The sequence below is a fragment of the Pseudomonas sp. AN-1 genome, assembly GCF_034057115.1.
Lineage (GTDB): Bacteria > Pseudomonadota > Gammaproteobacteria > Pseudomonadales > Pseudomonadaceae > Geopseudomonas.
Window position 1 is genome coordinate 4,144,725 of record NZ_CP139195.1, and the last position, 25,793, is coordinate 4,170,517.

The window sequence follows — 25,793 nt, forward strand, 5'->3', positions numbered from 1 at the left end:
GGTCCCCAAGCGAGGTTGAGTTATGCAGGCCGAAGACGTCAAACGCCATCTTGAAGAAAACCTGCCCGGCACCACCGTGGTGGTCGAAGGCCAGGGCTGCGACTTCCAGCTGAACCTGATCAGCGACGAGCTGGCCGGCCTCAGCCCGGTCAAGCGCCAGCAGCAGGTCTACGCCCACCTCAACGACTGGATCGCCAATGGCAGCATCCACGCCGTGACCATGAAATTCTTCTCCCAGGCCGCCTGGGCCGAGCGCGCCTGAGCGCCCCGCCCGAGATACCCCATGGACAAACTGATCATTACCGGTGGTGCCCCGCTCGACGGGGAGATCCGCATCTCCGGCGCGAAGAACTCGGCCCTGCCGATCCTCGCCGCCACCCTGCTGGCCGACGAGCCGGTCACCGTGCGCAACCTGCCGCACCTGCACGACATCACCACCATGATCGAGCTGTTCGGTCGCATGGGCGTGCAGCCGGTGATCAACGAGAAGCTCGACGTCGAGGTCGACGCCACCACCATCAAGACCCTGGTGGCGCCCTACGAGCTGGTCAAGACCATGCGCGCCTCGATCCTGGTGCTCGGCCCGATGGTCGCCCGCTTCGGCCAGGCCGAGGTGGCCCTGCCCGGCGGCTGCGCCATCGGCACCCGTCCGGTCGACCTGCACATCCGCGGCCTCGAGGCCATGGGTGCGGTCATCGACGTCGAGGGCGGCTACATCAAGGCCCGCGCTCCCGAGGGCGGCCTGCGCGGCGCGCACTTCTGCTTCGACACCGTCAGCGTCACCGGCACCGAGAACATCCTGATGGCCGCCACCCTGGCCAACGGCCGCAGCGTGCTCGAGAACGCCGCGCGCGAGCCTGAGGTGGTCGATCTGGCCAACATGCTGATCGCCATGGGCGCGAAGATCCAGGGTGCCGGCACCTCGACCATCACCGTCGACGGCGTCGAGCGCCTGGGCGGTGCCAGCTACGCGGTGATGCCCGACCGCATCGAGACCGGCACCTTCCTGGTGGCGGCCGCCGCCAGCCGCGGCCGGGTCAAGCTCAAGGACACCGATCCGACCATCCTCGAGGCCGTGCTGCTCAAGCTGCAGGAAGCCGGCGCCGAGATCACCACCGGCGACGACTGGATCGAGCTGGACATGAAGGGCAAGCGGCCGAAGGCGGTCAACATCCGCACCGCGCCCTACCCGGCGTTCCCCACCGACATGCAGGCGCAGTTCATCGCCATGAATGCGGTGGCCGAGGGCACCGGCACGGTGATCGAGACCATCTTCGAGAACCGCTTCATGCACGTGCTGGAGATGCAGCGCATGGGGGCGCAGATCCAGATCGAGGGCAACACCGCCATCGTCACCGGCGTGCCGCGCCTGAAGGCCGCACCGGTGATGGCCACCGACCTGCGCGCCTCGGCCAGCCTGGTGATCGCCGCCCTGGTCGCCGATGGCGATACCCTGATCGACCGCATCTACCACATCGACCGCGGCTACGAGTGCATCGAGGAGAAGCTGCAGCTCCTCGGCGCCAAGATCCGTCGCGTGCCGGGCTAGGGGCAAGTCATGCTGACCATCGCGCTGTCCAAGGGCCGCATCCTCGACGACACCCTGCCGCTGCTCGCCGCGGCCGGCATAGTGCCGACCGAGAATCCGGACAAGAGCCGCAAGCTGATCATCCCGACCACCCAGGAAGACGTGCGCCTGCTGATCGTGCGCGCCACCGACGTGCCGACCTACGTCGAGCACGGCGCCGCCGATCTCGGCGTGGCCGGCAAGGACGTGCTGCTCGAGTACGGCGGCCAGGGCCTGTACGAGCCGCTGGATCTGCAGATCGCCCGCTGCAAGCTGATGACCGCCGGCAAGGTCGGCGCGCCGGAGCCTTCCGGGCGCCTGCGCGTGGCCACCAAGTTCGTCAACGTGGCCAAGCGCTACTACGCCGAGCAGGGCCGCCAGGTCGACATCATCAAGCTCTACGGCTCCATGGAGCTGGCGCCGCTGGTGGGCCTGGCCGACAAGATCATCGACGTGGTCGACACCGGCAACACCCTGCGTGCCAACGGTCTGGAGCCCCAGGAGCTGATCTGCCACGTGACCTCGCGGCTGGTGGTCAACAAGGCGTCGATGAAGATGCAGCATGCGCGCATCCAGGCGCTGATCGATACCCTGCGCCAGGCCGTGGCTGCCCGCCAGAGCGCCTGATGCGGGCGCAGGAGGCCGGTTGCGACTGTCGGTCTCCTGCGCAAGTCCTGCGACCGCCGGTCGCGATCGTCTATCCGCGTCATAGCCACAATTGCCGGGTGCCCGCGCGGAAGGCCTGATAATCTAGCGGCGCCCGAATCTGCCAATCATGAGGCCCGTTATGACCGCACCGTTCGCCATCCGCCGACTCGACGCCGCCGATCCCCAGTTCGCCCGCCACCTGGATCATCTGCTGAGCTGGGAAAGCGTGTCCGACGATGCGGTCAACCAGCGCGTGCTGGAGATCATCAAGGGCGTGCGCGAGCGCGGCGATGCGGCGGTGGTGGAGTTCACCCGGCGCTTCGACGGTGTCGAGGCCACCGCGATGGCCGAACTGATCCTGCCGCGCGAGCGCCTGGAGCTGGCGCTGACCCGCATCAGCGCCGAGCAGCGCGAGGCGCTGGAAAAGGCCGCCGAGCGCGTGCGCCTGTACCACGAGCGGCAGAAGCAGGACTCCTGGACCTACACCGAGGCCGACGGCACCGTGCTCGGCCAGCAGGTCACTCCGCTGGACCGCGCCGGCCTGTACGTGCCAGGCGGCAAGGCCGCCTACCCGTCCTCGGTGCTGATGAACGCCATTCCGGCCAAGGTCGCCGGCGTCGCCGAAGTGGTGATGGTGGTGCCGACCCCGCGCGGCGAACTCAACGAGCTGGTGCTGGCCGCCGCCTGCGTGGCCGGCGTCGACCGCGTGTTCACCATCGGCGGCGCCCAGGCCGTGGCCGCGCTGGCCTACGGCACCGAGAGCGTGCCGCAGGTGGACAAGATCGTTGGCCCGGGCAACATCTACGTGGCCACCGCCAAGCGCCACGTGTTCGGCCAGTGCGGCATCGACATGATCGCCGGTCCCTCGGAGATCCTCGTGGTCTGCGACGGCCAGACCGATCCGGACTGGATCGCCATGGACCTGTTCTCCCAGGCCGAGCACGACGAGGACGCCCAGTCGATCCTGGTCAGCCCGGATGCCGCCTTCCTCGACCGGGTGGCCGAGAGCATCGCCAGGCTGCTGCCGACCATGGAACGCGCCGAGATCATCCGCACCTCGCTGGAAGGCCGCGGCGCGCTGATCCAGGTCGCCGACATGGCGCAGGCCATCGCCGTGGCCAACCGCATCGCTCCCGAGCACCTCGAACTGTCGGTGGCCGACCCGCAGCAGTGGCTGCCGCAGATCCGCCACGCCGGCGCGATCTTCATGGGCCGCTACACCGCGGAAGCGCTGGGCGACTACTGCGCCGGCCCCAACCACGTGCTGCCGACCTCCGGCACCGCGCGCTTCTCCTCGCCGCTGGGGGTCTACGACTTCCAGAAGCGCTCGTCGATCATCTTCTGTTCGGCCGAGGGCGCTTCCGCGCTGGGCAAGACCGCCTCGGTGCTGGCGCGCGGCGAGTCGCTGACCGCCCACGCGCGCAGCGCCGAGTACCGCATCAAGTAAGCCGCAGGGTGGAAAACGGCCGTCGGCCTTTTCCACCCGACGTCACTCGGTGGAAAACGCTGCGCGGTTTTCCACCCTACGCCAAGCAGATCGAATTCGAGGAGAGAAGGGCGTGAGCAAATTCTGGAGCCCCTTCGTCAAGGACCTGGTGCCCTACGTGCCGGGCGAGCAGCCCAAGCTGGCCAGACTGGTCAAGCTCAACACCAACGAGAATCCCTACGGCCCGTCGCCGAAGGTGCTCGAGGCGATCCGCGCCGAGCTGGACGACAGCCTGCGCCTGTACCCCGATCCCAGCGGCGAGCGCCTCAAGCAGGCCGTTGCCGACTACTACGGCGTGCAGCCGGGCCAGGTGTTCCTCGGCAACGGCTCCGACGAGGTGCTGGCCCACGTGTTCCACGGCCTGTTCCAGCACGGCAGGCCGCTGCTGTTCCCCGACGTCACCTACAGCTTCTATCCGGTGTACTGCGGCCTGTACGGCATTCCCTTCGAGGCCGTGCCGCTGGACGGGCGCTTCCGCATCAATGTCGACGACTACGCGCGGCCCAACGGCGGGATCATCTTCCCCAATCCCAACGCGCCGACCGGCTGCCTGCTGCCGCTCGCCGCGATCCGCCGCCTGCTGGAGGCGAACGCCGAGTCGGTGGTGGTGGTCGACGAGGCCTACGTCGACTTCGGCGGCGAGAGCGCGATCAGCCTGGTCGACCAGTATCCCAACCTGCTGGTCACCCAGACCCTGTCCAAGTCGCGCTCGCTGGCCGGCCTGCGCGTCGGCCTGGCGGTCGGTCATCCGGATCTGATCGAGGCGCTGGAGCGGATCAAGAACAGCTTCAACTCCTACCCGCTGGATCGCCTGGCGCTGGCCGGCGCTGTGGCGGCCTTCGAGGACCAGGACTACTTCGAGCAGACCTGCCAGGCGGTGATCGCCAGCCGCGAGCAGTTGGTCAGCGAGCTGGAGGGCCTCGGTTTCGAGGTGCTGCCGTCGGCCGCCAACTTCGTGTTCGCCCGCCACCCGCGCCACGATGCCGCCACCCTGGCCGCGGCCCTGCGCGAGCAGGGGGTGATCGTCCGCCACTTCCGGCAGGCGCGCATCGACCAGTTCCTGCGCATCACCATCGGCACCGCCGAGCAGAACATGGCGCTGCAGGAAGCGCTGACGCCGCTGGTGCAGTGAGCGCGGCAGGATGAACGACGACGGCGCCCGCGGGCGCCGTCGTCGTTTCGGGGATCTCAGCTGCTCGCCGGTGGACGCAGGCCGACCTCGGCCTGCAGTTCGTGACGCTCGCCGCCGCGCACCACGCTGATGCGCAGGGTTTCGCCCGGGCGCTTGCGTGCCACCTGGTTCATCGCCCGGCGGCCGTCGCTGGCCGGTTCGCCGTCGATGGCGAGGATCACGTCGCCCGGCTGTAGGCCGGCGCGCAGCGCCGGACTGTCGCGGTAGATGCCGGCGACGATGATGCCGCCCTGACCCTGCAGGCCGATGGACTCGGCCAGTTCGGCGGTCAGCGGCTGCACCTCGAGGCCCAGCCAGCCGCGGATCACCTGGCCGTGGGCGATGATCGCCTCCATCACTTCCTGGGCCAGCTTGGTGGGGATGGCGAAGCCGATGCCCTGCGAGCCGCCGGAGCGGGAGAAGATCGCCGTGTTGATGCCGATCAGGTTGCCGTGGGCGTCGACCAGCGCGCCGCCGGAGTTGCCCGGGTTGATCGCCGCGTCGGTCTGGATGAAGTCCTCGTAGGTGTTGAGGCCGAGCTGGTTGCGTCCGGTGGCACTGATGATGCCCATGGTCACCGTCTGGCCGACGCCGAACGGGTTGCCGATGGCCAGGGCGACGTCGCCGATGCGGATCTCGTCGGAGCGGCCGAGGGTGATCGCCGGCAGCTCGGCCAGGTCGATCTTGAGTACGGCGAGGTCGGTCTCCGGATCGCTGCCGACCACCCGCGCCAGGGTCTCGCGGCCGTCCTTGAGCGCCACCACGATCTGGTCGGCGCCGGCGACCACATGGTTGTTGGTCAGCAGGTAGCCCTTCGGGCTCATGATCACCGCCGAGCCCAGGCTCGACTCCATGCGCCGCTGGCGCGGCAGGTTGTCGCCGAAGAAGCGGCGGAACTGCGGGTCGTCGAACAGCGGATGGCTGGGCTTGTCGACCACCTTGGTGGTGTACAGGTTGGCCACCGCCGGGGCGGCCAGCTCCACGGCATCGCTGTAGGACACCGGGCCGAGTGCCGGCAGGCCGATGGCCGGCGCCTGGCGCAGCTCGAGATCCTGGCGGTCGCGGCCGACCCACTGCGGGAACAGCTGGATCAGCAGCAGGGCCAGCAGCAGGCCGGCGATCACCGGCCAGCCGAGAAAGCGCAGCGCCTTGTACATCGGGGAATCCTTGGGGTTGCGGGGGCCGGGGGCGGCCATTAAGGTGGCCGGCATTATACGAGGCCGGCGCGCCAGGCGCAGTCGCCAACTGTTACGGAGCATCACCATGGCCATTGCCCTCAATACCCTGGTCGCCGAGATCGACCGCCATCTGGATGCCGCGCGCATCAGCGACTACTGCCCCAACGGCCTGCAGGTCGAGGGGCGGGCCGAGGTGCGCCGCATCGTCAGCGGGGTGACCGCCAGCCAGGCCTTGCTGGATGCGGCGGTGGCGTGGGGCGCCGACCTGGTGCTGGTGCACCACGGCTACTTCTGGAAGAGCGAGAATCCCTGCGTGGTCGGCATGAAGCAGCGCCGCCTGAAGACCCTGCTGAGCCACGACATCAGCCTGCTCGCCTACCACCTGCCGCTGGACCTGCATCCCGAGCTGGGCAACAACGTGCAGCTCGCCCGCCGTCTCGGCCTGAGCGTCGAGGGGCCGCTGGAGCCGGGCAATCCGCGCTCGGTGGGGCTGCTCGGCAGCCTGGCCGAGCCGCTGGCGCCCGCCGAGTTCGCCGCCCGTGTCGCGCAGGCGCTGGGCCGCGAGCCGCTGCTGGTCGCCGGCACGCGGCCGATCCGCCGGGTCGGCTGGTGCACCGGCGCGGCGCAGGGCTACATCGAGCAGGCGATCGCCGCCGGCGTGGATGCCTACCTGACCGGCGAGGTGTCCGAGTCGACCGTGCACAGTGCGCGGGAGAACGGCATCAGCTTCCTCGCCGCCGGTCATCACGCCACCGAGCGCTACGGCGTGCAGGCGCTGGGCGAGTGGATCGCCAGTCGTTTCGGCGTCGAGCACCGTTTCGTCGACTGCGACAACCCGGTCTGACCGGCAACGGTTGGGCATATTTATAGAATGATTGGGTCTATGCTGGCGCCTTATTAGAAGCGGGACAGCATGGTATCGTGCGCCAACGTCCGCGGCCCGTAGGCCGCTCTTGTCCTTTGTGAGTAGCCATGGTCGACAAACTGACGCATCTGAAACAGCTGGAGGCGGAAAGCATCCACATCATCCGCGAGGTGGCCGCCGAGTTCGACAACCCGGTGATGCTGTACTCGATCGGCAAGGATTCCGCCGTGATGCTGCATCTGGCGCGCAAGGCGTTCTTCCCCGGCAAGCTGCCGTTCCCGGTGATGCACGTCGACACCCAGTGGAAGTTCCGGGAGATGTATGCCTTCCGCGACAAGATGGTTGCGGAGATGGGCCTGGACCTGATCACCCACGTCAACCCGGAAGGCGTGGCGCAGGGCATCAACCCGTTCACCCACGGCAGCGCCAAGCACACCGACATCATGAAGACCGAGGGTCTCAAGCAGGCGCTCGACAAGTACGGCTTCGACGCCGCCTTCGGCGGTGCGCGCCGCGACGAGGAGAAGTCGCGCGCCAAGGAGCGCGTCTACTCGTTCCGCGACAGCAAGCACCGTTGGGACCCGAAGAACCAGCGTCCCGAGCTGTGGAACGTCTACAACGGCAAGGTCAAGAAGGGCGAGTCGATCCGCGTGTTCCCGCTGTCCAACTGGACCGAGCTGGACATCTGGCAGTACATCTACCTGGAAGGCATCCCGATCGTGCCGCTGTACTTCGCCGCCGAGCGCGAGGTGATCGAGAAGAACGGCACCCTGATCATGATCGACGACGAGCGCATCCTCGAGCATCTCAGCGATGAGGAGAAGGCGCGCATCCAGAAGAAGATGGTGCGCTTCCGTACCCTCGGCTGCTACCCGCTGACCGGCGCCGTGGAGTCCACCGCCGCCACCCTGCCCGAGATCATCCAGGAAATGCTCCTGACCCGCACTTCCGAGCGCCAGGGCCGCGTCATCGACCACGATGGCGCCGGCTCCATGGAAGAAAAGAAACGTCAGGGCTACTTCTAAGGTTTCCGCATCATGTCGCACCAATCCGAACTGATCAGCGAGGATATCCTCGCCTACCTGGCCCAGCACGAGCGCAAGGAACTGCTGCGTTTCCTGACCTGCGGCAACGTCGACGACGGCAAGAGCACCCTGATCGGCCGCCTGCTGCACGACTCCAAGATGATCTACGAGGACCATCTCGAGGCGATCACCCGCGACTCCAAGAAGGTCGGCACCACCGGCGACGAGGTCGACCTGGCGCTGCTGGTCGACGGCCTGCAGGCCGAGCGCGAGCAGGGCATCACCATCGATGTGGCCTACCGCTACTTCTCCACCGCCAAGCGCAAGTTCATCATCGCCGACACCCCCGGCCATGAGCAGTACACCCGCAACATGGCCACCGGCGCCTCGACCTGCGACCTGGCGATCATCCTGATCGACGCCCGCTACGGCGTGCAGACCCAGACCCGCCGACACAGCTTCATCGCCTCCCTGCTGGGCATCAGGCACATCGTCGTCGCCGTCAATAAGATGGACCTGATGGACTTCGACCAGGGCGTGTTCGAGGCGATCAAGGCCGACTACCTGCAGTTCGCCGAGCGCATCAACCTCAAGCCCAGCTCGCTGCACTTCGTGCCGATGTCGGCGCTCAAGGGCGAGAACGTGGTCAACAAGAGCGAGCGCGCGCCCTGGTATCAGGGGCCGACGCTGATGGAGATCCTCGAGACCGTCGAGATCGCCGCCGACCGCAACCTGACCGACATGCGCTTCCCGGTGCAGTACGTCAACCGGCCGAACCTGAACTTCCGCGGCTTCGCCGGCACCCTGGCCAGCGGCATCGTGCACAAGGGCGACGAGGTCGCCGTGCTGCCGTCGGGCAAGACCAGCAAGGTCAAGTCCATCGTCACCTTCGACGGTGAGCTGGAGCAGGCGATCCCCGGCCAGGCGGTGACCCTGACCCTGGAAGACGAGATCGACGTGTCGCGCGGCGACATGCTGGTGCACGCCGACAACCGCCCGCAGGTCACCGACAGCTTCGACGCCATGCTGGTGTGGATGGCCGAGGAGCCGATGCTGCCGGGCAAGAAGTACGACATCAAGCGCGCCACCAGCTACGTGCCGGGCAACATCGCCGCCATCGAGCACCGCGTCGACGTCAACAGCCTCGAGCAGCTGCCGGCCAGCGAGCTGAAGCTCAACGAGATCGGCAAGGTGCGCGTCAGCCTGGATGCGCCCATCGCCCTCGACGGCTACGCGCACAACCGCACCACCGGCGCGTTCATCGTCATCGACCGCCTGACCAACGGCACCGTCGGCGCCGGCATGATCATCGCCGAGCCGCTGGCCGGGCAGAACACCGTCGGCCACCACGGCCGCCTGGCCCACGTCAGTGCCGAGGAGCGTGCCGCGCGCTTTGGCCAGTTGCCGGCCACCGTGCTGTTCTCCGGCCTCTCCGGCGCCGGCAAGAGCACCCTGGCCTACGCCGTCGAGCGCAAGCTGTTCGACAGCGGCCGCGCGGTCTACGTGCTGGACGGCCAGAACCTGCGCCACGACCTCAACAAGGGCCTGCCGCTGGATCGTGCCGGCCGCGCCGAGAACTGGCGCCGCGCCGCCCAGGTGGCCCGGCAGTTCAACGAGGCGGGCCTCTTGACCCTGGCGGCCTTCGTCGCCCCGGACGCCGAGGGCCGCGAGCAGGCCCGGGCCATCGTCGGTGCCGAGCGGCTGATCACCGTCTACGTGCAGGCTTCGCCGCAGGCCTGCCGCGAGCGCGATCCGCAGGGCCTGTACGCCGCCGGCGAGGACAACATCCCCGGCGAGTCCTTCGCCTACGACGTGCCGCTGGATGCCGACCTGGTGATCGACACCCAGTCCACTCCGGTGGAGGAGGGGGTCAGGCAGGTGCTGGCGCTGCTGCGTTCGCGCGGCGCGATCTGATCCCGGCAGACTGAAACAGCAAGGCCCCGGCAACTGCCGGGGCCTTGCTGTTTTCGGCAGGCAAAAAGAAGCCCCGCCTGGGCGGGGCTGCTCGTTGACGTCGGGGTCAGGCCTTCTTCAGCACTTCCTCGTCGCTCAGTACGCCGGAGTGGCCGGGGGCGTAATCCTTCGGCGGCTCGGTGCTGGCGACGCTGGCGATGCGCTCGCGGGCCGGCTGGGCGGACTCGCTGAGGGCGGCCAGCAGGCGCTGGCGGGTCAGCTCGTCGAGGGCCAGGCGGTTGGCGCCCTCGGAGAGGTGCGACTGGATGTCCTGGTAGTTCTGGGTGAGCTTCTGCATCAGGCTGGCGGTGGTGTTGAAGTGGCTGACCACTTCGCTCTGGTAGCTCTCGAAGCGCTCCTGCATCTCGTCCAGCTTGTGCTGGACGCCCCCGGGGGCGGCGCCGGGCAGCAGGCGGGCCAGCAGGAAACCGATGGCCACACCGACGACCAGGGCCAGGGCTGGCAGCAGCCAGGCAGCGAATGACTGTTCCACGAATCCTTCCTCTATAGACGGGATTTGCATTACGTTAACGGCTTGTGCCTGCGCTGTATAGCGCCGGCGGTGCAATGCTAGACGAGTCCCCGCGCGGCGGGGTCACGGAGTCCCTGTGTCTTTGACCGAAATTCCCCTGCTGCTCGACGGGCCCTGCGGCGCCCTCGAGGCCCTCCATCTCGATCATCCCGAGGCCCGCGGTGTGGCGCTGATCTGCCATCCGCACCCGCTGCACGCTGGCAGCATGCTCAACAAGGTGGTGGCCACCTTGCAGCGCACGGCGCGCGACGCCGGCTACGCCACCCTGCGCTTCAACTTCCGCGGCGTCGGCCAGAGCGTGGGCGAGCACGCCCACGGCGAGGGCGAGATCGACGACGCCGAGGCCGCCGCACGCTGGCTGCTGGCCAGGCACCCCGGCCTGCCGCTGACCCTGATGGGCTTTTCCTTCGGCGCCTGCGTGGCGGCTTGTCTGGGCGGGCGTCTGGAAGCGCAGGGCGTCGCCGTCGAGCGGCTGTTCATGCTGGCGCCGCCGGTGATGCGTTTCGCCGTGGATGGCCGGCTGCCCCGGCAGGGCGCGCTGACGGTGATCCAGCCTGCGAGCGACGAGGTGGTCGAGCCGGCGGCCGTGCATGCCTGGTCGGCGCAGCTTTCGCGTCCCCACGAGCTGCTCGAAGTGGCAGAATGCGGGCACTTCTTCCACGGCCGGCTGACCGAGCTGAAAGCACTGGTCCTGCCGCGCCTCCAATCCTGATGCAGCACGACAAGCGATCGACCATGACCACCCGTATTCTCACCGGCATCACCACCACCGGCACCCCGCACCTGGGCAACTACGCCGGTGCCATCCGCCCGGCGATCATTGCCAGCCGCGCGGACAACGTGGACTCCTTCTACTTTCTCGCCGACTACCACGCGCTGATCAAGTGCGACGACCCGCAGCGCATCCAGCGCTCGCGCCTGGAGATCGCCGCCACCTGGCTGGCCTGCGGCCTGGACCCGGAGCGGGTGACCTTCTACCGCCAGTCGGACATCCCCGAGATTCCCGAGCTGACCTGGCTGCTCACCTGCGTGGCGGGCAAGGGCCTGCTCAACCGCGCCCACGCCTACAAGGCCGCGGTCGACCAGAACGTGGCCAAGGGTGAGGACCCGGACGCCGGGGTGACCATGGGCCTGTTCAGCTATCCGGTGCTGATGGCCGCCGACATCCTGATGTTCAACGCCCACCAGGTGCCGGTCGGCCGCGACCAGATCCAGCACGTGGAGATGGCGCGCGACATCGGCCAGCGCTTCAATCACCTGTTCGGCAACGGCCGCGAGCTGTTCACCCTGCCCGAGGCGCTGATCGAGGAGAGCGTGGCGACCCTGCCGGGCCTCGACGGGCGCAAGATGAGCAAGAGCTACGACAACACCATCCCGCTGTTCGGCACCAGCAAGCAGCTCCGGGAAGCGGTGGCGCGCATCGTCACCGACTCGCGCCTGCCGGGCGAGCCCAAGGATGCCGAGGGCTCGCACCTGTTCACCCTCTACCAGGCCTTCGCCACGCCCGCGCAGAGCGCCGAGTTCCGCGCCGCGCTGGAAGGCGGCCTGGCCTGGGGCGAGGCCAAGCAGCGCCTGAGCGAGCTGCTGGAGGGCGAGCTGGGCGAGGCCCGCGAGCGCTACAACGCGCTGATCGCCCGCCCGGCCGATCTCGAGGACATCCTGCTGGCCGGCGCCGCCAAGGCGCGCAAGGTCGCCACGCCGTTCCTCGGCGAGCTGCGCGAGGCGGTGGGGCTGCGCTCGTTCCGCAACGAGGTGCAGGTGGCCGGCGGGGCGAAGAAGAAGGCCGCCAAGGGCGCCCGCTTCGTCAGCTTCCGCGACGACGACGGCAGCTTCCGCTTCCGCCTGCTGGACGCCGACGGCAGCCAGCTGCTGCTCTCGGTGAGCTTCGCAGACGGCAAGAGCGCCGGTGCGGCGAGCAAGCGCCTGCAGGCCGGCGAGCTGGACCTGCGCGCCGAGGGCGAAGGGTTTGCCCTGTGGCTGGACGACGCGCCGGTGGCGCACAGCCCGGCCTTCGCCGAGGGTGCCGAGCGCGAGGCCGCCATGGCGCGCCTGGCCGAGGCGCTGGCACCGCAGGACGCCTGAGTCGTGCCATCCGCCCGGCGGCGGCCTGCCGCCGGGCGCAACCGCTACGCCCGGGGGAGGCGCCTGCCTGCCTTCGGTCCCCGCAAGAGGGCGTCCGTGCTGAACGCTCCGAGTAAATTGCCAACCGCCGAGGCCGCCGCTAAAGTGTCGACCCCGTTTGCCTAACCCGACGCCGCCATGACTCCGCTCGAACGCTACCAGGCCGATCTGAAACGTCCCGACTTCTTCCACGATGCCGCGCAGGAAAACGCCGTGCGTCACCTGCAGCGCCTGTACGACGACCTGGTCAATGGCGGTCAGCAGGACTCCGGGTTGCTGGGCAAGCTGTTCGGCCGCAAGAAGCCGCAGGGGCCGATCAAGGGCATCTACTTCTGGGGCGGCGTGGGCCGCGGCAAGACTTACCTGGTCGACACCTTCTTCGACGCGCTGCCGTTCAAGCAGAAGATGCGCACGCACTTCCACCGTTTCATGAAGCGCGTGCACGAGGAGATGAAGACCCTCAAGGGCGAGAAGAACCCGCTGACCATCATCGCCAGGCGCTTCGCCGACGAGGCGCGGGTGATCTGCTTCGACGAGTTCTTCGTCTCCGACATCACCGACGCGATGATCCTCGCCACCCTGCTCGAGGAGCTGTTCAAGAACGGCGTCAGCCTGGTGGCCACCTCCAACATCGTGCCCGACGGCCTGTACCGCGACGGCCTGCAGCGCGCACGCTTCCTGCCGGCGATCGCCCTGCTCAAGGAGCACACCGAGATCGTCAACGTCGACAGCGGCATCGACTACCGTCTGCGCGCCCTCGAGCAGGCCGAGCTGTACCACTTCCCGCTGGACGCCGAGGCCGAAGAGAGCCTGAGCCGCAGCTTCCAGAGCCTGCTCACCGAGAACTGCCACGTGGTGGAGAACGAGGTGCTGCTGATCGAGAACCGCGAGATCCGCGCGCGCAAGACCGCCAACGACGTCGCCTGGTTCGAGTTCCGCGAGCTGTGCGACGGCCCGCGCAGCCAGAACGACTACATCGAGCTGGGCAAGATCTACGGCGCGGTGCTGCTGGCCAACGTCGAGCAGATGAACGTCACCAAGGACGACATCGCCCGCCGCTTCATCAACCTGGTGGACGAATTCTACGACCGCAACGTCAAGCTGATCATCTCCGCCGAGGTCGAGCTCAAGGACCTGTACACCGGCGGTCGCCTGGAGTTCGAGTTCCAGCGTACCCTCAGCCGCCTGCTGGAGATGCAGTCCCACGAGTTCCTCAGCCGGCCGCACAAGCCGTGATCGAGTAGAGGAGGGCGCCGGCGGCGCCCTCGTCGTTTCCGCGGCCGCCGCGGCTGGGTATACTGCCGCGCATTTCCCGTCCAACTCCCGGAGAGATCGACATGCTGCCCCGCCTGCTGCTTGGCCTGTTCGCCGCTGCCAGCCTGACCCTGGCCGGCTGTGCCCACAGCCCGCAACACCTGAGCCTGCAACCGATGGTCACCGCCCAGCTCAACCCGGTCGGCCAGGGCCAGCCGGTGGTGGTGCGCGTGGTCGACGGTCGTCCCTCGCCGGTGCTCGGCACCCGCGGCGGCCTGTATCCGGAGACCAGTGCGATCAGCGTGGCCAGCCAGGATCTGCTGCCCAAGCTGCAGGGTCAGGCCGAGGCCGCCGTGCGCCTGCTCGGCTTCACCCCGACGCCCAATGCCTACAATGCGCCGCAGCTGACCCTGACCGTGACCGACATGAAGTACCAGTCGCCGAAGGATGGCAGCTATGTCACCGAGGCCAACATCAGCGCCACCATCCGCGCCGATGTGCAGAACAGCGTGCGCCGCTACAGCGGCCGCTACGGCGCGACCCTCAACCAGCGCTTCGGCATGGCGCCCAACCAGCAGACCAACACCAAGCTGGTCAGCGACGTGCTCAGCGATGCGCTGACCCGGGTGTTCAAGGATCCGACCATCGGCCAGTTGCTCAACAACCAGTGAGCTGAGCGGCAGACGAAAAAAGGCGGTGGCATTGCCACCGCCTTTTTTCTGGTTCTTCGCGGGATCGTGGGGAAGAGCGGATTGACAGACAGGGAAGCAGGTAAATTGGCAGTCGCCAAACACGCCAACGCCTGCCCCCTGCTGTCACCGTGCATCCTATTGATCTTGCTGCTTTCTGGCCAGGCTACGACGTTGTAGCCTGCAGCCATTCCGTCGAAAAAAACCTCACGCTGACCCTCGAACCCCGAGCGGCCGACCTTCCACGCTGTGGTCGCTGTCAGCAGCCCAGCCCCCTGATCCATGACCGACGCATTCGCCTCGTTCGCGACCGGGATCTGTTCGATCAGCGCGTCCAGTTGCGACTCCCCATACGCCGAGTGGACTGCCTGACGTGTGGGCGAGTTACCGAGCACATTTCCTGGTTGGCCCCGGCCTCGCGGCTGACCCGCCGGCTGTGTTCCTGGGTCGAAACCCTGCTGCGGTTCATGCCCATCAGCCATGTCAGCCAGCTCACCGGGCTGCACTGGCACACCATCAAGACGCTGGACAAGCGGCGTCTCCAGGCCGCATTCGGCACCTTCGAGCCGGGCGATGTGCGCCGTCTGGTGATGGACGAGTTCGCCCTGCACAAAGGCCATCGTTACGCGACGGTGATCATGGATGCCGAGCGTACCCGCGTTCTGTGGGTTGGCCTGGGTAACAGCCGCAAGGCCATACGCCCGTTCTTCGAGCAACTCGGTGAGCGCTGCCAGCAGATCGAGGCTGTGGCGATGGACATGAATACGGCCTTCGACCTGGAAGTGAAACAGCACTGCCCTCAGGCCGAGGTTGTGTACGACTTGTTCCATGTGGTCGCCCGCTACGGACGTGACGTGATCGACCGCATCCGGGTAGACCAGGCCAATGCCCTGCGCCATGACAAGCCCGCTCGCCAAGTGGTCAAGCAGAGCCGTTGGCTGCTGCTGCGCAACCGGGAGAACCTGAAGGAGGATCATGCCGTTCGACTGCAGGAGTTGTTGGCAGCCAACCAGCCACTGGCCACGGTCTATGTGCTCAAGGATGCGTTGAAGGAGGTCTGGTACGCACCCAGCGTGCGGGAGGGCTGGCGGCGCTGGCGAACCTGGCTGAGGCATGTCCGGGAGAGCGGCTTGGCGCCGCTACAACGCTTTGCCCGCAACCTCCAGCGCTATGCCCGGGGCATCCTCGCCAGTGCACGATTCCACATGCACACCAGCCTGCTGGAGGGGGTGAACAACCGGATCAAGGTGATCAAGCGCATGGCCTATGGCTTCAGGGACGCCGATTACTTCTTCCTGAAAATCAAGGCCGCCTTCCCCGGGAAAATGCGATGAACCTTTTTTCTGCCCGGCGGTCGGTGCGCCGGTCGGAAAGGCGCTGAGCGGGGCGGGGGCGAGGGAGTAGACTGCGGCGTTTGCTGCGGCTGCCGTCACCGAAGAGGGCGCGCAGCGCCCGATTGCCAACTCTTCTGTGCGGGAGGTCGTGGATGTCGTTGCAGGTGTTGTGGTCGTTGTGCCAGAGCTATCCGGCGCAGGTGGTCAACGGTCTGGCGCTGTTCCTCGCGCTGGCCGGTGGCTGGCTGCTGCTGGCCACCCGGCTGCGCGAGCAGCGCGCGCAGGCGCGCCCGCTGCTCGAGGGCGAGCTGTCCGGGATGACGGCGGATGCGCTGGCGGGGGATGTCCAGGTCGCCCGTCTGAACCGCTTCTTCTACGCCTTCGGCAGCGCCTGCCTGGCGGCGGCGCTGGGGCTGTCCTGGCTGAGCACCGGCCTGCAGGCCGCGCTCTGAAGCCTGCGGCGCGCCTGGGGCGCGCCGCTTCCTTCCTTACAGCGCTCCGGCGCGGCTGCGGTACTGGTTGCGCACCGGGTTGGCGTACTGCATGACCAGGTACGGGCGCTGCTCGGCCGGGCAGGCGTCCAGGCGGCGCTGCCATTCGGCCTGGGCGCGTGCCAGTTCGGCGGCGTCGAACAGCTCGCCGGCCGCCGGCACCGCCAGCTGCGCATCGCGCTCCTCCCACATGGCGTAGGCCAGGTAGTTGACCGGGAACAGCCGGTAGTGGCCGAGGATCTCGCCGTCGATGCGCTGGGCCAGTTGCCTGGCGTCGTTGTCCGGGGTCCGTATCTCGTTGCAGAAGTGCAGGTGCACCCGGCCCTTGTGGCCGGTGATGCCCTGGGCGATGCTGGCGTCGTCCTCGCCCGGCGCCTTGCTGTAGCTGCCGGTGCTGGCGCGGATGTACAGCTCGCGGGCCTTGGCCAGGTCGCAGGGGTCGTACTCGTAGCTGATCGAGATCGGCACCAGGTGCAGGTCGGCCATCACCGCGGCGAATTCCTCGTCCTTGCGGCTCATGTGGAACATCTTGAGAATCGCCGAATCGGTGCGGTCGTCGCCGTCCTTGGCGCGGCCCTCGGCCTGGGCGATCCAGATCGAGGCCTGCTCGTCGCGGATCGAGTGGTTGATGTAGGCGGACAGGGTCTGGAAGGCCGCCAGCTTCTCGCGTCGGCCGCTGATCGAGCGGTGCACGATGAAGCTCTTGTTCAGGCGCATCAGGTCGCTGACGAAGGGCTTCTGCAGCAGGTTGTCGCCGATGGCCAGGCGCGGGGTGGGGTGCGCGGCATGGTACAGCGCGTAGTTGACGAACGCCGGGTCCATCACGATGTCGCGGTGGTTGCTGAGGAACAGGTAGGCGCGGCCCTTGTGCAGGTTCTCCAGGCCCGAGTAGCTGATGCCGTCGCTGGCCTTCTCGATGCTGCGGTCGACGTAGGGCTCGATGCGCGCCTGCAGGGCGGCGACGCTGTCCACACCCTGGATCTCGCGGCGCAGATAGTGGGCGAGGACTGGCCGCAGCAGCCAGCCGAGTGGCCCGGCCAGGCGCGGGAAGCGGTAATGGGTGAGGGTGGAGAGGAAGGCCTCGTCGGCGAGCAGGCGCTCGAGGACGGGACGCACTTCCGCGTCGGCATAGGGTCGGATGGCTTCGAACTCGCCCATTGGTGTCTCTTGACCAGGGAATCGGTGAGGGCGGCAACTGGAACTTCCGCCGGGTGGGGCGACAATTATAAACGAAGAGCATGGAGGGACGTGGATGCTGCAGAGCGAGCCCTACGAATGTCCCTGGTGCGGCGAGCCGGGCGAGGCGCTGCTCGACCTGTCGGGCGGCGACCAGTGCTACGTCGAGGATTGCGCGGTGTGCTGCCAGCCGATCGTCTTCGAGTTGCATACCGACGGGGTCCGCTGGACCCTGGAGCTGCGCCGGGAGGGCGACTGATGCAGCGGATTCACGAGCCGGTGAACCTGGGCGAGGGCGAACTGCTGGTCGCCATGCTGGCCAGCGAGGGCATCCGCGCCCACCTGTTCGGTCAGCACCTGCTGGGGGCGCTGGGCGAGCTGCCGGTGGCCGGCCTGCTGGCGATCGGCGTGGAGGATGCGGATGCGCCGCGGGCGCGGGCGCTGATTGCCGCGTACAATGCCGCGCAGCCCCTGGCGGGCGAGCCGCCGCTCGAGGATGCGTCCGGCAGTCTGCCGGATGTGCTGTTGTGCTGACCCTCTTCTGCTGCAGGTAGCTCCTTTCCCATGTGCGGACGTTTTGCCCTGTTTCGCTGGCCGCCGACGCTCGCCGCGCTGCCCGGCTTTCCCGAGCGCCTTGAGCCGCGCTGGAACATCGCCCCGGGCCAGCAGGTGCTGCTGCTGCGCGCCGAGGCTGGCCGGCGTGTGGCGGCGCAGGTGCACTGGGGGCTGACGCCGGCCTGGCTGCGCGACCTGTCGCGCGCCCCGGCCCAGGCCCGCGCGGAAACCCTGGCCGAGCAGCCGCTGTTCCGCGAGGCCTTCGCCAGCCGCCGCGGCCTGCTGCTGGCCAACGGCTTCTACGAGTGGCGCGGGCCGCGCCGCCGGCCGTTCTGGATGAGTGCGGAGCAGCCGCTGCTGTCGCTGGCGGCGCTGTGGGAAGCCTATCCGGTCGGCGAGCGGGTTTATCTGAGCGCCGCGGTGGTCACCGTGGCGGCCGGGCAGCAGCGCCGGCCGCTGCTGCTGGATGCCGCCGGCGAGGCGTTGTGGCTGGACCCGGCAGCCGCGCCGGAGGACCTGCAGGCGCTGCTGGCGGCGCCGCCGCTGCCGCTGCGCGAGCGGCTGCTCGCCGGGCTGGGCAACAGTCCGCGGGAGGAGGGGCCGCAGTGTCTGACTCCGGCGTGAACTCGGCTGCGCCAGGCTGGTCTGATGCTGGGCCGGTGTTACGATGAATCCCCTGTGCTTTCGGGAGTGTCCTTGCATGAGTCGTGTCTTTCGTCTTGCCGCTCTGGCGGGTGCGCTGCTGCTGGCCGGCTGTCAGGCGGTCAATACCACCAGCGGCGGAGCGGTCGGCGTGAATCGCCAGCAGTACATGTTCACCATGCTGTCCAGCCAGGAGCTGGACCAGATGTACGCCAAGTCCTACCAGCAGACCCTGAGCAATGCCGCCACGGCCGGCAAGCTGGACAAGAGCAGCGCCCTGGCGCAGCGGGTGAACAACATCACCCGCCGGCTGATCGCGCAGACCCCGGTGTTCCGTCCGGACGCCGCCAGCTGGAACTGGCAGACCGCTCTGATCCGCAGCGACGAGCTGAACGCCAACGTCGGCCCGGGCGGCAAGATCATCGTCTACAGCGGTCTGGTCGAGAAGCTCGCCCTGACCGATGACGAGCTGGCGGCGGTGCTCGGCCACGAGATTTCCCATGCCCTGCGCGAGCACAGCCGCGAGGCCATGTCCAAGGCCTATGGCGCCGAGCTGGCCAAGCAGACCGCGGTGGCCCTGCTCGGCCTGGGCCAGGCCGGTGGCCAGCTCGCCGACGCCGCGGTGCAGTACGGCATGACCCTGCCCAACAGTCGCGGCAACGAGAACGAGGCCGACCTGATCGGCCTGGAGCTGGCGGCGCGTGCCGGCTACGACCCCAATGCGGCGCTGACCCTGTGGGACAAGATGGCCCGGGCGGGCAACGGAGCACCGCCGGAGTTCATGAGCACCCACCCCTCGTCGTCGACCCGCATGGCCAATCTGCGCGCAGCGATTCCGCGGGTCATGCCGCTGTACCAGCAGGCGCGCGGGCAGCGCTGAGATGTGTAGAATGCGGCTTGTGTTTTTCGGCGAACTCGGTAAAATTCGCCAGCTTTCGTGACGGGGGATGCCTAGCCCGTCCTGCTCGGCGGGAATGCCTAACCTGCCGATTTTGCCGAAGCAGACGCACTGACCCGAGCCCCCCCCGATTTAGTGTCTGCAGAGGCTGCCGTTGCCTTGAAAGAGGCAAGTACTGTCCAGTAAGATTCGCCGCTTGATTATCAGGCGGCCTCTGAGGCTATAACCAATGAAAACTTTCTCTGCGAAACCGGAAACCGTCAAGCGCGACTGGTACGTTGTCGACGCTGCTGGCAAGACCCTGGGTCGTCTTGCCACTGAAATCGCCAGCCGTCTGCGCGGCAAGCACAAGCCCGAGTACACCCCGCACGTGGATACCGGCGACTACATCGTCGTGATCAACGCCGAGCAGGTGCGTGTCACCGGTGCCAAGAGCTCCGACAAGATGTACTACCATCACTCCGGTTTCCCGGGCGGCATCAAGTCGATCAACTTCGAGAAGCTGATCGCCCGTGCTCCCGAGCGCGTGATCGAGACCGCCGTCAAGGGCATGCTGCCGAAGAACCCGCTGGGTCGCGACATGTATCGCAAGCTGAAGGTCTATGCCGGTGCCAGCCACCCGCACACCGCTCAGCAGCCCCAAGAACTGAAGATTTAACGGAGTAGGCTCAATATGTCGGCGACTCAAAACTACGGCACCGGCCGTCGCAAGACCGCTACCGCGCGTGTATTCCTGCGTCCGGGTACTGGCAAGATCTCGATCAACAACCGCAGCCTGGAGCAGTTCTTCGGCCGCGAGACCGCCCGCATGGTGGTTCGTCAGCCGCTCGAGCTGACCGAGAACACCGAAAAGTTCGACATCTACGTCACCGTCGCCGGTGGTGGTGTCAGCGGTCAGGCCGGTGCGATCCGCCACGGCATCACCCGCGCACTGATCGAGTACGACGAGACCCTGCGCAGCCCGCTGCGCAAGGCCGGCTACGTCACTCGCGATGCCCGCGAGGTCGAGCGTAAGAAGATCGGTCTGCGCAAGGCGCGCAAGCGTCCGCAGTACTCGAAGCGTTAATCGACTACGCTTCAGCGAACGCCCAGATTCCCCAGGGATCTGGGCGTTTTTTTATGTGTCGGATTTGTCTGCGACAGTCTGTCGCAGTCCGGAAAGTCTTGTGCTGCAAGGGTTTGCCGGTATTTGTTGCCAGTTATTGCCTTGTCAGAAAAGGGGCTTTTCATTACCATCTGGCGGATTTTTTGCGCAGCTGGTTTTAACTAGAGTGCCTGCCCGGGCAGGTCACAGAAAGCTGATGGGAGACGACTGAATGAGTAATGACGGCGTGAATGTGGGCCGGCGTCGGTTCCTCGTCGCCGCCACTTCGGTGGTGGGGGCGGCGGGAGCTGTCGGTGCTGCGGTCCCGTTCGTGGGGTCATGGTTCCCCAGTGCCAAGGCCAAGGCCGCTGGTGCTCCGGTGAAGGTGAACGTGGGCAAGATCGAGCCGGGGCAACAGATCGTTGCCGAATGGCGCGGCAAGCCGGTGTTCATCGTTCGCCGCACCGACGAGATCCTGGCCAACCTGGTCAAGATCGAAGGCTCCATGGCGGATCCGGAGTCCAAGGCCTCCGTGCAACCGACCTACGTGGACCCCAAGGTTCGCTCGATCAAGCCAGAACTGCTGGTCGTCGAAGGCCTGTGCACCCACCTGGGCTGCGCGCCGTCCTTCCGTCCCGAAGTCGCCCCGGCCGATCTGGGTGCCGACTGGGTGGGTGGCTATTTCTGTCCCTGCCATGGTTCCCGCTACGACCTGGCTGGCCGCGTGTACAAGGCGCAGCCGGCGCCGCTGAACCTGCCGGTGCCGCCGTACTCCTTCGAGACCGATGACGTCATCATCATCGGCGTGGATCAGGAGAAAGCCTGATGAGCAAATTCATGGAATGGGTGGACGCCCGCTTCCCCGCAACCAAGATGTGGGAAGATCATCTGAGCAAGTACTACGCTCCGAAGAACTTCAACTTCTGGTACTTCTTCGGCTCCCTGGCGCTGCTGGTGCTGGTCAACCAGATCCTCACCGGCATCTGGCTGACCATGAGCTTCGAACCCTCCGCCGAAGGCGCCTTCGCCTCCGTCGAATACATCATGCGTGATGTGGAGTACGGCTGGATCCTGCGCTACATGCACTCCACCGGCGCCTCGGCGTTCTTCGTGGTGGTGTACCTGCACATGTTCCGCGGCCTGCTGTACGGCTCCTACCAGAAGCCGCGCGAGCTGGTGTGGATCTTCGGCATGCTGATCTACCTGGCGCTGATGGCCGAAGCCTTCATGGGCTACCTGCTGCCGTGGGGTCAGATGTCCTACTGGGGCGCCCAGGTGATCATCTCCCTGTTCGGTGCGATCCCGGTGATCGGTGCCGACCTGACCCAGTGGATCCGCGGTGACTACCTGATCTCCGGCATCACCCTGAACCGCTTCTTCGCGCTGCACGTGATCGCCCTGCCGATCGTCATCCTCGGCCTGGTCGTGATGCACATCATCGCGCTGCACGAAGTGGGCTCGAACAACCCGGATGGCATCGACATCAAGAAGAAGAAGGACGCCAACGGCATTCCGCTGGACGGCATCCCGTTCCACCCGTACTACACCGTCAAGGATATCGTCGGTGTGGTGGTGTTCCTGTTCGTGTTCTGCACCGTGATCTTCTTCTTCCCGGAGATGGGCGGCTACTTCCTCGAGAAGCCCAACTTCGAGACCGCGAACCCGTTCAAGACCCCGGCGCACATCGCCCCGGTGTGGTACTTCACCCCGTTCTACGCCATCCTGCGCGCCGTTCCGGACAAGCTGCTCGGCGTGATCGCCATGGGCGCGGCCATCGCCGTACTGTTCGTGCTGCCGTGGCTGGACCGCAGCCCGGTGCGCTCGATGCGCTACAAGGGCTGGCTGAGCAAGATCTGGCTGCTGGTGTTCTGCGTGTCCTTCGTGATCCTCGGCGTGCTGGGCGTGCTGGCGCCGACCCCGGGCCGCACCCTGCTGTCCCAGGTCTGCACCATTCTGTACTTCGCCTTCTTCATCCTGATGCCGTTCTACACCCGGATGGAGAAGACCAAACCGGTTCCGGAAAGGGTGACTGGCTGATGAAAAAGCAATTCGCTGCATTGATTCTTGCGGTACTGCCGGCCCTCGGCTTCGCTGCCGCTCCGCTGGAATACCCGCTGGACAAGGTCGAGGTCGACTTCACCGACAAGGCCGCCCTGCAGGATGGCGCGCGTACCTTCGCCAACTACTGCATGGGTTGCCACAGCGCCCAGTTCCAGCGTTACGAGCGCGTGGCCAAGGATCTCGGCATCCCCGAGCAGGTGATGATGGAGAACCTGGTCTTCACCGGCGCCAAGATCGGCGAGCACATGAAGACCGGCATGCAGCCGCAGGATGCCAAGGTCTGGTTCGGCGCCGCGCCGCCGGACCTGACCCTGGTGGCCCGCGTGCGTGGCGAAGACTGGCTGTACACCTACCTGCGCACCTTCTATGAAGATCCGGCGCGTCCGTGGGGTGTGAACAACAAGGTGTTCCCGAACGTCGGCATGCCCAACGTGCTGAGCAGCCTGCAGGGCCGTCAGGTCATCGGCTGCAAGCAGGTCCAGGTGGTCGAGCACGGCAAGAAGGTGTTCGATCCGCTGACCGGTACCCCGGTGACCGAGGAAGGCTGCGACCAGCTGACCATCGTGCCGAAGACCGGCGAGCTGAGCGAGGCCGAGTTCGACGAGAAGGTCAAGAACCTGGTCAGCTTCCTGGCCTACTCGGCCAACCCGGTGAAGCTGGAAAGCCAGCGTATCGGTACCTACGTGCTGCTGTTCCTGGCGTTCTTCTTCGTGTTCGCCTACCTGCTCAAGCGTGAGTACTGGAAAGACGTGCACTGAGCACCCTTTCCTGTCTGAAGCATGCGCGCCCTCCGGGGCGCGCATGTGTTTCTGCCGCATGAAAATGTCCTGACTGGAGGGAGCCCATGGCTGCGCTCAATCGCCTGGCCTGCTATTCCGATCCCGCCGATCACTACTCGCACCGGGTGCGCATCGTCCTCGCCGAGAAGGGCGTGGAGGCCGAGATCATCGAGGTGCTGCCCGGCCAGCTGCCGGTGCAGCTGGCCGAGGTCAACCCCTACGCGAGTCTGCCGACCTTGGTCGATCGCGACTTGGCCCTGTACGAGCCGGGCGTGGTGATGGAGTATCTGGACGAGCGCTATCCGCATCCGCCATTGTTGCCGGTGTATCCGGTGGCGCGTGGCAACAGCCGCCTGCTGATGCACCGCATCCAGCGCGACTGGTGCACTCTGGTCGATCGCGTGCTCGATGCGCGCACGCCGGAAGCTGCCCGGGCGCAGGCGCGCAAGGAACTGCGCGAGAGCCTGACCGGCGTAGCGGCGCTGTTCGGCGGCCAGCCGTTCTTCCTCAGCGAGGAGTTCAGCATGGTCGACTGCTGCCTGTTGCCGATTCTCTGGCGTCTGCCGCTGCTCGGCATCGAGCTGCCGCGCCAGGCCAAACCGCTGCTGGACTACATGGAGCGGCTGTTCGCCCGCCCCGCCTTCCAGGCCAGCCTGACTGCCACCGAGCGCGCGATGCGCTGAGGAGCCCGATGATGAATTCCAGTCGCCCCTATCTGCTGCGTGCGCTCTACGAGTGGATCGTCGACAACGACTGCACTCCGCACATCCTGGTCGCCGCCGAGTACCCCAATACCCGCGTACCGGCGGGCTACGCCAAGGATGGACAGATCGTGCTGAACATCTCGCCCAACGCGGTGCGCTATCTGGAGATGGGCAGCGAGGCGCTGACCTTCGAGGGTCGCTTCGGCGGTGTGGCGCAGAGCCTGTATGTCCCGGTCGCCGCCGTGCTGGCCATCTACGCTCGCGAGAACGGCCAGGGCATGGCCTTCGAGCTGGACGAACCCGAGGAGGGCGAGGAGCTCGACGAGGAGCCGTCCGGTGACGACGAGCCGCCGCGTCCCAGCGGGCGGCCCAGCCTCAAGGTGGTCAAGTAGACTGCGCGGTAAACAAAAAAGGCGATCCTCGGATCGCCTTTTTTGTCGCTGGCTGTCCGCTCAGTCGACGTACTCGAACAGGCGTACGATGCCCTGCACGCCGCCGACGCCCTGGACCACGGCCGTGGCGCGGTTGGCCTCGGCGCGGGTGACCAGGCCGAGCAGGTAGACCATGCCGTTCTCGGTGACCACCTTGATCTTGGTGCTCGGCACGGTGTTGTCGGCGAGCATGGCGGTCTTGATCTGGGTGGTCAGTGCGGCGTCGGTGCTGCGTGCCAGCGGCGAGGAGGGCGGAAGGACCTGCAGATGGTTGTGCACCAGCTTCACCCCCTGGGCGCGGCGGGCAGCCTGCTCGGCCAGGGCTTTCAGGTCGGCGCGCGGCGTCTGGCCGGCGAGCAGAACCACGCCGTTGTAGCTGGTCACCACCACGTGGGAGGTGGTGTCGTTGAGGTCGGCATGGCTGCTGCGGATCTCGCTGGCCACCCGTCCGGGGATGAACTGGTCGTCGATCTTGTTGCCGATGCTGCGTGCGCCGCAGCCGGCCAGCAGCAGGCTCAGGCCGAGGGCGGCGAGGAGCAGGGGGGAACGCTTCATTCTTCACTCCCGAATAGTTGACGGTCGATCAGGTCGCACAGGCAGTGGATGGCCAGCAGGTGGACTTCCTGGATGCGCGCGGTGACGCGCGCCGGCACGCGGATCTCGACGTCCTCGGGCAGCAGCAGCGAGGCCATGCCGCCGCCGTCGCGGCCGGTCAGCGCCACCACGGTCATCTCGCGGTCGTGGGCGGCCTGGATGGCCTGGATCACGTTGCCGGAGTTGCCGCTGGTGGAGATCGCCAGCAGCACGTCGCCGGGCTGGCCGAGGGCGCGGATCTGCTTGGAGAACACCTCGTTGTAGCTGTAGTCGTTGGCGATCGAGGTGATGGTCGAGCTGTCGGTGGTCAGAGCTACCGCCGGCAGGCTCGGGCGTTCGCGCTCGAAGCGGTTGAGCAGCTCGGAGGAGAAGTGCTGGGCATCGCCGGCGGAGCCGCCGTTGCCGCAGGAGAGGATCTTGCCCTCGCTGAGCAGGGCATGGACCATCACCTGGCTGGCCTGTTCGATGTGCGGGATCAGCACTTCCATGGCCTGGCGCTTGGTTTCGATGCTGTCCAGGAAAAGCTGGCGGATACGGGATTGCATGTCCATGGGG

Annotated in this window: 30 protein-coding genes; 25 read left to right on the plus strand and 5 right to left on the minus strand. The window is 67.0% G+C overall.

What is annotated here, in order from left to right:
* Positions 1-22: 22 nt before the first annotated feature.
* The 5 genes from SK095_RS19435 to hisC all read left to right on the plus strand — a co-directional run bounded on the left by SK095_RS19435 (position 23) and on the right by hisC (position 4,833).
* Complete coding sequence (locus SK095_RS19435; protein ID WP_136488254.1) at positions 23-262, plus strand: BolA family protein; 240 nt, start codon at positions 23-25, stop codon at positions 260-262.
* A gap of 21 nt (positions 263-283) precedes the next feature.
* Positions 284-1,549 (plus strand): UDP-N-acetylglucosamine 1-carboxyvinyltransferase, encoded by a 1,266-nt coding sequence (gene murA, locus SK095_RS19440; protein ID WP_136488253.1) that lies wholly within the window; start codon positions 284-286, stop codon positions 1,547-1,549.
* Positions 1,550-1,558: 9 nt separating this feature from the next.
* Positions 1,559-2,194 (plus strand): ATP phosphoribosyltransferase, encoded by a 636-nt coding sequence (gene hisG, locus SK095_RS19445; protein WP_136488252.1) that lies wholly within the window; start codon positions 1,559-1,561, stop codon positions 2,192-2,194.
* Between the two features lie 160 nt (positions 2,195-2,354).
* Positions 2,355-3,662, plus strand: coding sequence for a histidinol dehydrogenase (hisD, locus tag SK095_RS19450; protein WP_201485162.1), 1,308 nt, complete (start codon positions 2,355-2,357; stop codon positions 3,660-3,662).
* A 112-nt stretch (positions 3,663-3,774) separates the two neighbouring features.
* Positions 3,775-4,833, plus strand: coding sequence for a histidinol-phosphate transaminase (gene hisC, locus SK095_RS19455; RefSeq protein WP_136488250.1), 1,059 nt, complete (start codon positions 3,775-3,777; stop codon positions 4,831-4,833).
* Positions 4,834-4,889: 56 nt separating this feature from the next.
* On the opposite strand, the gene algW is transcribed toward hisC, so the two are convergent.
* Positions 4,890-6,029, minus strand: coding sequence for a Do family serine endopeptidase AlgW (gene algW / locus SK095_RS19460; protein WP_201485163.1), 1,140 nt, complete (start codon positions 6,027-6,029; stop codon positions 4,890-4,892).
* A gap of 106 nt (positions 6,030-6,135) precedes the next feature.
* Here algW and SK095_RS19465 point away from each other — a divergent pair, with 106 nt between their 5' ends.
* The 3 genes from SK095_RS19465 to cysN all read left to right on the plus strand — a co-directional run bounded on the left by SK095_RS19465 (position 6,136) and on the right by cysN (position 9,854).
* Positions 6,136-6,894: a Nif3-like dinuclear metal center hexameric protein gene (locus SK095_RS19465; protein WP_201485164.1), complete on the plus strand. Its 759-nt coding sequence runs from the start codon at positions 6,136-6,138 to the stop codon at positions 6,892-6,894.
* 128 nt (positions 6,895-7,022) lie between these two features.
* The gene (gene cysD / locus SK095_RS19470) at positions 7,023-7,940 is read left to right on the plus strand and encodes a sulfate adenylyltransferase subunit CysD (protein WP_201485165.1); all 918 of its coding nucleotides are present in this window, start codon (positions 7,023-7,025) and stop codon (positions 7,938-7,940) included.
* Positions 7,941-7,952: 12 nt separating this feature from the next.
* Positions 7,953-9,854: a sulfate adenylyltransferase subunit CysN gene (gene cysN / locus SK095_RS19475; protein ID WP_136488246.1), complete on the plus strand. Its 1,902-nt coding sequence runs from the start codon at positions 7,953-7,955 to the stop codon at positions 9,852-9,854.
* Positions 9,855-9,960: 106 nt separating this feature from the next.
* Here the strand turns inward: cysN and SK095_RS19480 are convergent, their stop codons facing one another.
* The gene (locus SK095_RS19480) at positions 9,961-10,386 is read right to left on the minus strand and encodes a YhcB family protein (RefSeq protein WP_136488245.1); all 426 of its coding nucleotides are present in this window, start codon (positions 10,384-10,386) and stop codon (positions 9,961-9,963) included.
* A gap of 115 nt (positions 10,387-10,501) precedes the next feature.
* Between SK095_RS19480 and SK095_RS19485 the strand changes: the two genes are divergently transcribed.
* The 6 genes from SK095_RS19485 (at position 10,502) to SK095_RS19510 (ending at position 16,275) form a co-directional block, all read left to right on the plus strand.
* Complete coding sequence (locus SK095_RS19485) at positions 10,502-11,137, plus strand: alpha/beta hydrolase (protein ID WP_136488244.1); 636 nt, start codon at positions 10,502-10,504, stop codon at positions 11,135-11,137.
* Positions 11,138-11,160: 23 nt separating this feature from the next.
* Positions 11,161-12,507 (plus strand): tryptophan--tRNA ligase, encoded by a 1,347-nt coding sequence (locus tag SK095_RS19490; RefSeq protein ID WP_320547209.1) that lies wholly within the window; start codon positions 11,161-11,163, stop codon positions 12,505-12,507.
* A gap of 177 nt (positions 12,508-12,684) precedes the next feature.
* Complete coding sequence (gene zapE / locus SK095_RS19495; RefSeq protein ID WP_136488242.1) at positions 12,685-13,782, plus strand: cell division protein ZapE; 1,098 nt, start codon at positions 12,685-12,687, stop codon at positions 13,780-13,782.
* Positions 13,783-13,883: 101 nt separating this feature from the next.
* Positions 13,884-14,471: a YajG family lipoprotein gene (locus SK095_RS19500; RefSeq protein WP_136488241.1), complete on the plus strand. Its 588-nt coding sequence runs from the start codon at positions 13,884-13,886 to the stop codon at positions 14,469-14,471.
* A 149-nt stretch (positions 14,472-14,620) separates the two neighbouring features.
* Positions 14,621-15,823, plus strand: coding sequence for an ISL3 family transposase (locus tag SK095_RS19505; protein WP_320546462.1), 1,203 nt, complete (start codon positions 14,621-14,623; stop codon positions 15,821-15,823).
* Between the two features lie 152 nt (positions 15,824-15,975).
* Entirely contained in the window at positions 15,976-16,275 is a 300-nt protein-coding gene (locus SK095_RS19510) for a hypothetical protein (RefSeq protein WP_136488240.1), read from the plus strand.
* Between the two features lie 36 nt (positions 16,276-16,311).
* Here SK095_RS19510 and SK095_RS19515 read toward each other — a convergent pair whose 3' ends face one another.
* Complete coding sequence (locus SK095_RS19515) at positions 16,312-17,472, minus strand: 1-acyl-sn-glycerol-3-phosphate acyltransferase (RefSeq protein ID WP_320547210.1); 1,161 nt, start codon at positions 17,470-17,472, stop codon at positions 16,312-16,314.
* Between the two features lie 94 nt (positions 17,473-17,566).
* On the opposite strand from SK095_RS19515, the gene SK095_RS19520 reads away from it, so the two are divergent.
* The 11 genes from SK095_RS19520 (at position 17,567) to SK095_RS19570 (ending at position 24,605) form a co-directional block, all read left to right on the plus strand.
* On the plus strand, positions 17,567-17,749 hold the full coding sequence (locus SK095_RS19520; RefSeq protein WP_136488238.1) for a CPXCG motif-containing cysteine-rich protein: 183 nt from the start codon (positions 17,567-17,569) through the stop codon (positions 17,747-17,749).
* The gene (locus SK095_RS19525) at positions 17,749-18,024 is read left to right on the plus strand and encodes a putative signal transducing protein (protein WP_136488237.1); all 276 of its coding nucleotides are present in this window, start codon (positions 17,749-17,751) and stop codon (positions 18,022-18,024) included. Before SK095_RS19520 ends, SK095_RS19525 begins: the two co-directional genes overlap by 1 nt.
* Before the next feature lie 30 nt (positions 18,025-18,054).
* On the plus strand, positions 18,055-18,669 hold the full coding sequence (locus tag SK095_RS19530; RefSeq protein WP_320547211.1) for an SOS response-associated peptidase: 615 nt from the start codon (positions 18,055-18,057) through the stop codon (positions 18,667-18,669).
* Between the two features lie 76 nt (positions 18,670-18,745).
* Positions 18,746-19,567: a M48 family metallopeptidase gene (locus tag SK095_RS19535; RefSeq protein WP_136488235.1), complete on the plus strand. Its 822-nt coding sequence runs from the start codon at positions 18,746-18,748 to the stop codon at positions 19,565-19,567.
* 247 nt (positions 19,568-19,814) lie between these two features.
* On the plus strand, positions 19,815-20,243 hold the full coding sequence (gene rplM / locus SK095_RS19540) for a 50S ribosomal protein L13 (RefSeq protein ID WP_090211330.1): 429 nt from the start codon (positions 19,815-19,817) through the stop codon (positions 20,241-20,243).
* A 15-nt stretch (positions 20,244-20,258) separates the two neighbouring features.
* Positions 20,259-20,651 (plus strand): 30S ribosomal protein S9, encoded by a 393-nt coding sequence (gene rpsI, locus SK095_RS19545; RefSeq protein ID WP_136488234.1) that lies wholly within the window; start codon positions 20,259-20,261, stop codon positions 20,649-20,651.
* 250 nt (positions 20,652-20,901) lie between these two features.
* Complete coding sequence (petA, locus tag SK095_RS19550) at positions 20,902-21,495, plus strand: ubiquinol-cytochrome c reductase iron-sulfur subunit (protein ID WP_136488233.1); 594 nt, start codon at positions 20,902-20,904, stop codon at positions 21,493-21,495.
* Positions 21,495-22,706: a cytochrome bc complex cytochrome b subunit gene (locus tag SK095_RS19555; protein WP_320547212.1), complete on the plus strand. Its 1,212-nt coding sequence runs from the start codon at positions 21,495-21,497 to the stop codon at positions 22,704-22,706. Before petA ends, SK095_RS19555 begins: the two co-directional genes overlap by 1 nt.
* Positions 22,706-23,488, plus strand: coding sequence for a cytochrome c1 (locus tag SK095_RS19560; RefSeq protein ID WP_320547213.1), 783 nt, complete (start codon positions 22,706-22,708; stop codon positions 23,486-23,488). The genes SK095_RS19555 and SK095_RS19560 overlap by 1 nt, the downstream gene beginning before the upstream one ends.
* 86 nt (positions 23,489-23,574) lie before the next feature.
* Complete coding sequence (locus SK095_RS19565) at positions 23,575-24,192, plus strand: glutathione S-transferase N-terminal domain-containing protein (protein WP_136488230.1); 618 nt, start codon at positions 23,575-23,577, stop codon at positions 24,190-24,192.
* Positions 24,193-24,203: 11 nt separating this feature from the next.
* Positions 24,204-24,605, plus strand: coding sequence for a ClpXP protease specificity-enhancing factor (locus tag SK095_RS19570; RefSeq protein ID WP_320547214.1), 402 nt, complete (start codon positions 24,204-24,206; stop codon positions 24,603-24,605).
* A 60-nt stretch (positions 24,606-24,665) separates the two neighbouring features.
* Here the strand turns inward: SK095_RS19570 and SK095_RS19575 are convergent, their stop codons facing one another.
* Complete coding sequence (locus tag SK095_RS19575) at positions 24,666-25,199, minus strand: BON domain-containing protein (RefSeq protein ID WP_136488228.1); 534 nt, start codon at positions 25,197-25,199, stop codon at positions 24,666-24,668.
* Positions 25,196-25,789: a phosphoheptose isomerase gene (locus SK095_RS19580; protein WP_136488227.1), complete on the minus strand. Its 594-nt coding sequence runs from the start codon at positions 25,787-25,789 to the stop codon at positions 25,196-25,198. The genes SK095_RS19575 and SK095_RS19580 overlap by 4 nt, the downstream gene beginning before the upstream one ends.
* Between the last annotated feature and the right edge of the window lie 4 nt (positions 25,790-25,793).

Bases quoted from the DNA above. Each gene is read 5' to 3' on its own strand.
- SK095_RS19435 (WP_136488254.1), top strand. From the start codon at position 23: ATGCAGGCCGAAGACGTCAAACGCCATCTTGAAGAAAACCTGCCCGGC.
- murA (WP_136488253.1), top strand. From the start codon at position 284: ATGGACAAACTGATCATTACCGGTGGTGCCCCGCTCGACGGGGAGATC.
- hisG (WP_136488252.1), top strand. From the start codon at position 1,559: ATGCTGACCATCGCGCTGTCCAAGGGCCGCATCCTCGACGACACCCTG.
- hisD (WP_201485162.1), top strand. From the start codon at position 2,355: ATGACCGCACCGTTCGCCATCCGCCGACTCGACGCCGCCGATCCCCAG.
- algW (WP_201485163.1), bottom strand. From the start codon at position 6,029: ATGTACAAGGCGCTGCGCTTTCTCGGCTGGCCGGTGATCGCCGGCCTG.
- SK095_RS19465 (WP_201485164.1), top strand. From the start codon at position 6,136: ATGGCCATTGCCCTCAATACCCTGGTCGCCGAGATCGACCGCCATCTG.
- cysD (WP_201485165.1), top strand. From the start codon at position 7,023: ATGGTCGACAAACTGACGCATCTGAAACAGCTGGAGGCGGAAAGCATC.
- cysN (WP_136488246.1), top strand. From the start codon at position 7,953: ATGTCGCACCAATCCGAACTGATCAGCGAGGATATCCTCGCCTACCTG.
- SK095_RS19490 (WP_320547209.1), top strand. From the start codon at position 11,161: ATGACCACCCGTATTCTCACCGGCATCACCACCACCGGCACCCCGCAC.
- zapE (WP_136488242.1), top strand. From the start codon at position 12,685: ATGACTCCGCTCGAACGCTACCAGGCCGATCTGAAACGTCCCGACTTC.
- SK095_RS19500 (WP_136488241.1), top strand. From the start codon at position 13,884: ATGCTGCCCCGCCTGCTGCTTGGCCTGTTCGCCGCTGCCAGCCTGACC.
- SK095_RS19510 (WP_136488240.1), top strand. From the start codon at position 15,976: ATGTCGTTGCAGGTGTTGTGGTCGTTGTGCCAGAGCTATCCGGCGCAG.
- SK095_RS19515 (WP_320547210.1), bottom strand. From the start codon at position 17,472: ATGGGCGAGTTCGAAGCCATCCGACCCTATGCCGACGCGGAAGTGCGT.
- SK095_RS19520 (WP_136488238.1), top strand. From the start codon at position 17,567: ATGCTGCAGAGCGAGCCCTACGAATGTCCCTGGTGCGGCGAGCCGGGC.
- SK095_RS19525 (WP_136488237.1), top strand. From the start codon at position 17,749: ATGCAGCGGATTCACGAGCCGGTGAACCTGGGCGAGGGCGAACTGCTG.
- SK095_RS19530 (WP_320547211.1), top strand. From the start codon at position 18,055: ATGTGCGGACGTTTTGCCCTGTTTCGCTGGCCGCCGACGCTCGCCGCG.
- SK095_RS19535 (WP_136488235.1), top strand. From the start codon at position 18,746: ATGAGTCGTGTCTTTCGTCTTGCCGCTCTGGCGGGTGCGCTGCTGCTG.
- rplM (WP_090211330.1), top strand. From the start codon at position 19,815: ATGAAAACTTTCTCTGCGAAACCGGAAACCGTCAAGCGCGACTGGTAC.
- rpsI (WP_136488234.1), top strand. From the start codon at position 20,259: ATGTCGGCGACTCAAAACTACGGCACCGGCCGTCGCAAGACCGCTACC.
- petA (WP_136488233.1), top strand. From the start codon at position 20,902: ATGAGTAATGACGGCGTGAATGTGGGCCGGCGTCGGTTCCTCGTCGCC.
- SK095_RS19555 (WP_320547212.1), top strand. From the start codon at position 21,495: ATGAGCAAATTCATGGAATGGGTGGACGCCCGCTTCCCCGCAACCAAG.
- SK095_RS19560 (WP_320547213.1), top strand. From the start codon at position 22,706: ATGAAAAAGCAATTCGCTGCATTGATTCTTGCGGTACTGCCGGCCCTC.
- SK095_RS19565 (WP_136488230.1), top strand. From the start codon at position 23,575: ATGGCTGCGCTCAATCGCCTGGCCTGCTATTCCGATCCCGCCGATCAC.
- SK095_RS19570 (WP_320547214.1), top strand. From the start codon at position 24,204: ATGAATTCCAGTCGCCCCTATCTGCTGCGTGCGCTCTACGAGTGGATC.
- SK095_RS19575 (WP_136488228.1), bottom strand. From the start codon at position 25,199: ATGAAGCGTTCCCCCCTGCTCCTCGCCGCCCTCGGCCTGAGCCTGCTG.
- SK095_RS19580 (WP_136488227.1), bottom strand. From the start codon at position 25,789: ATGGACATGCAATCCCGTATCCGCCAGCTTTTCCTGGACAGCATCGAA.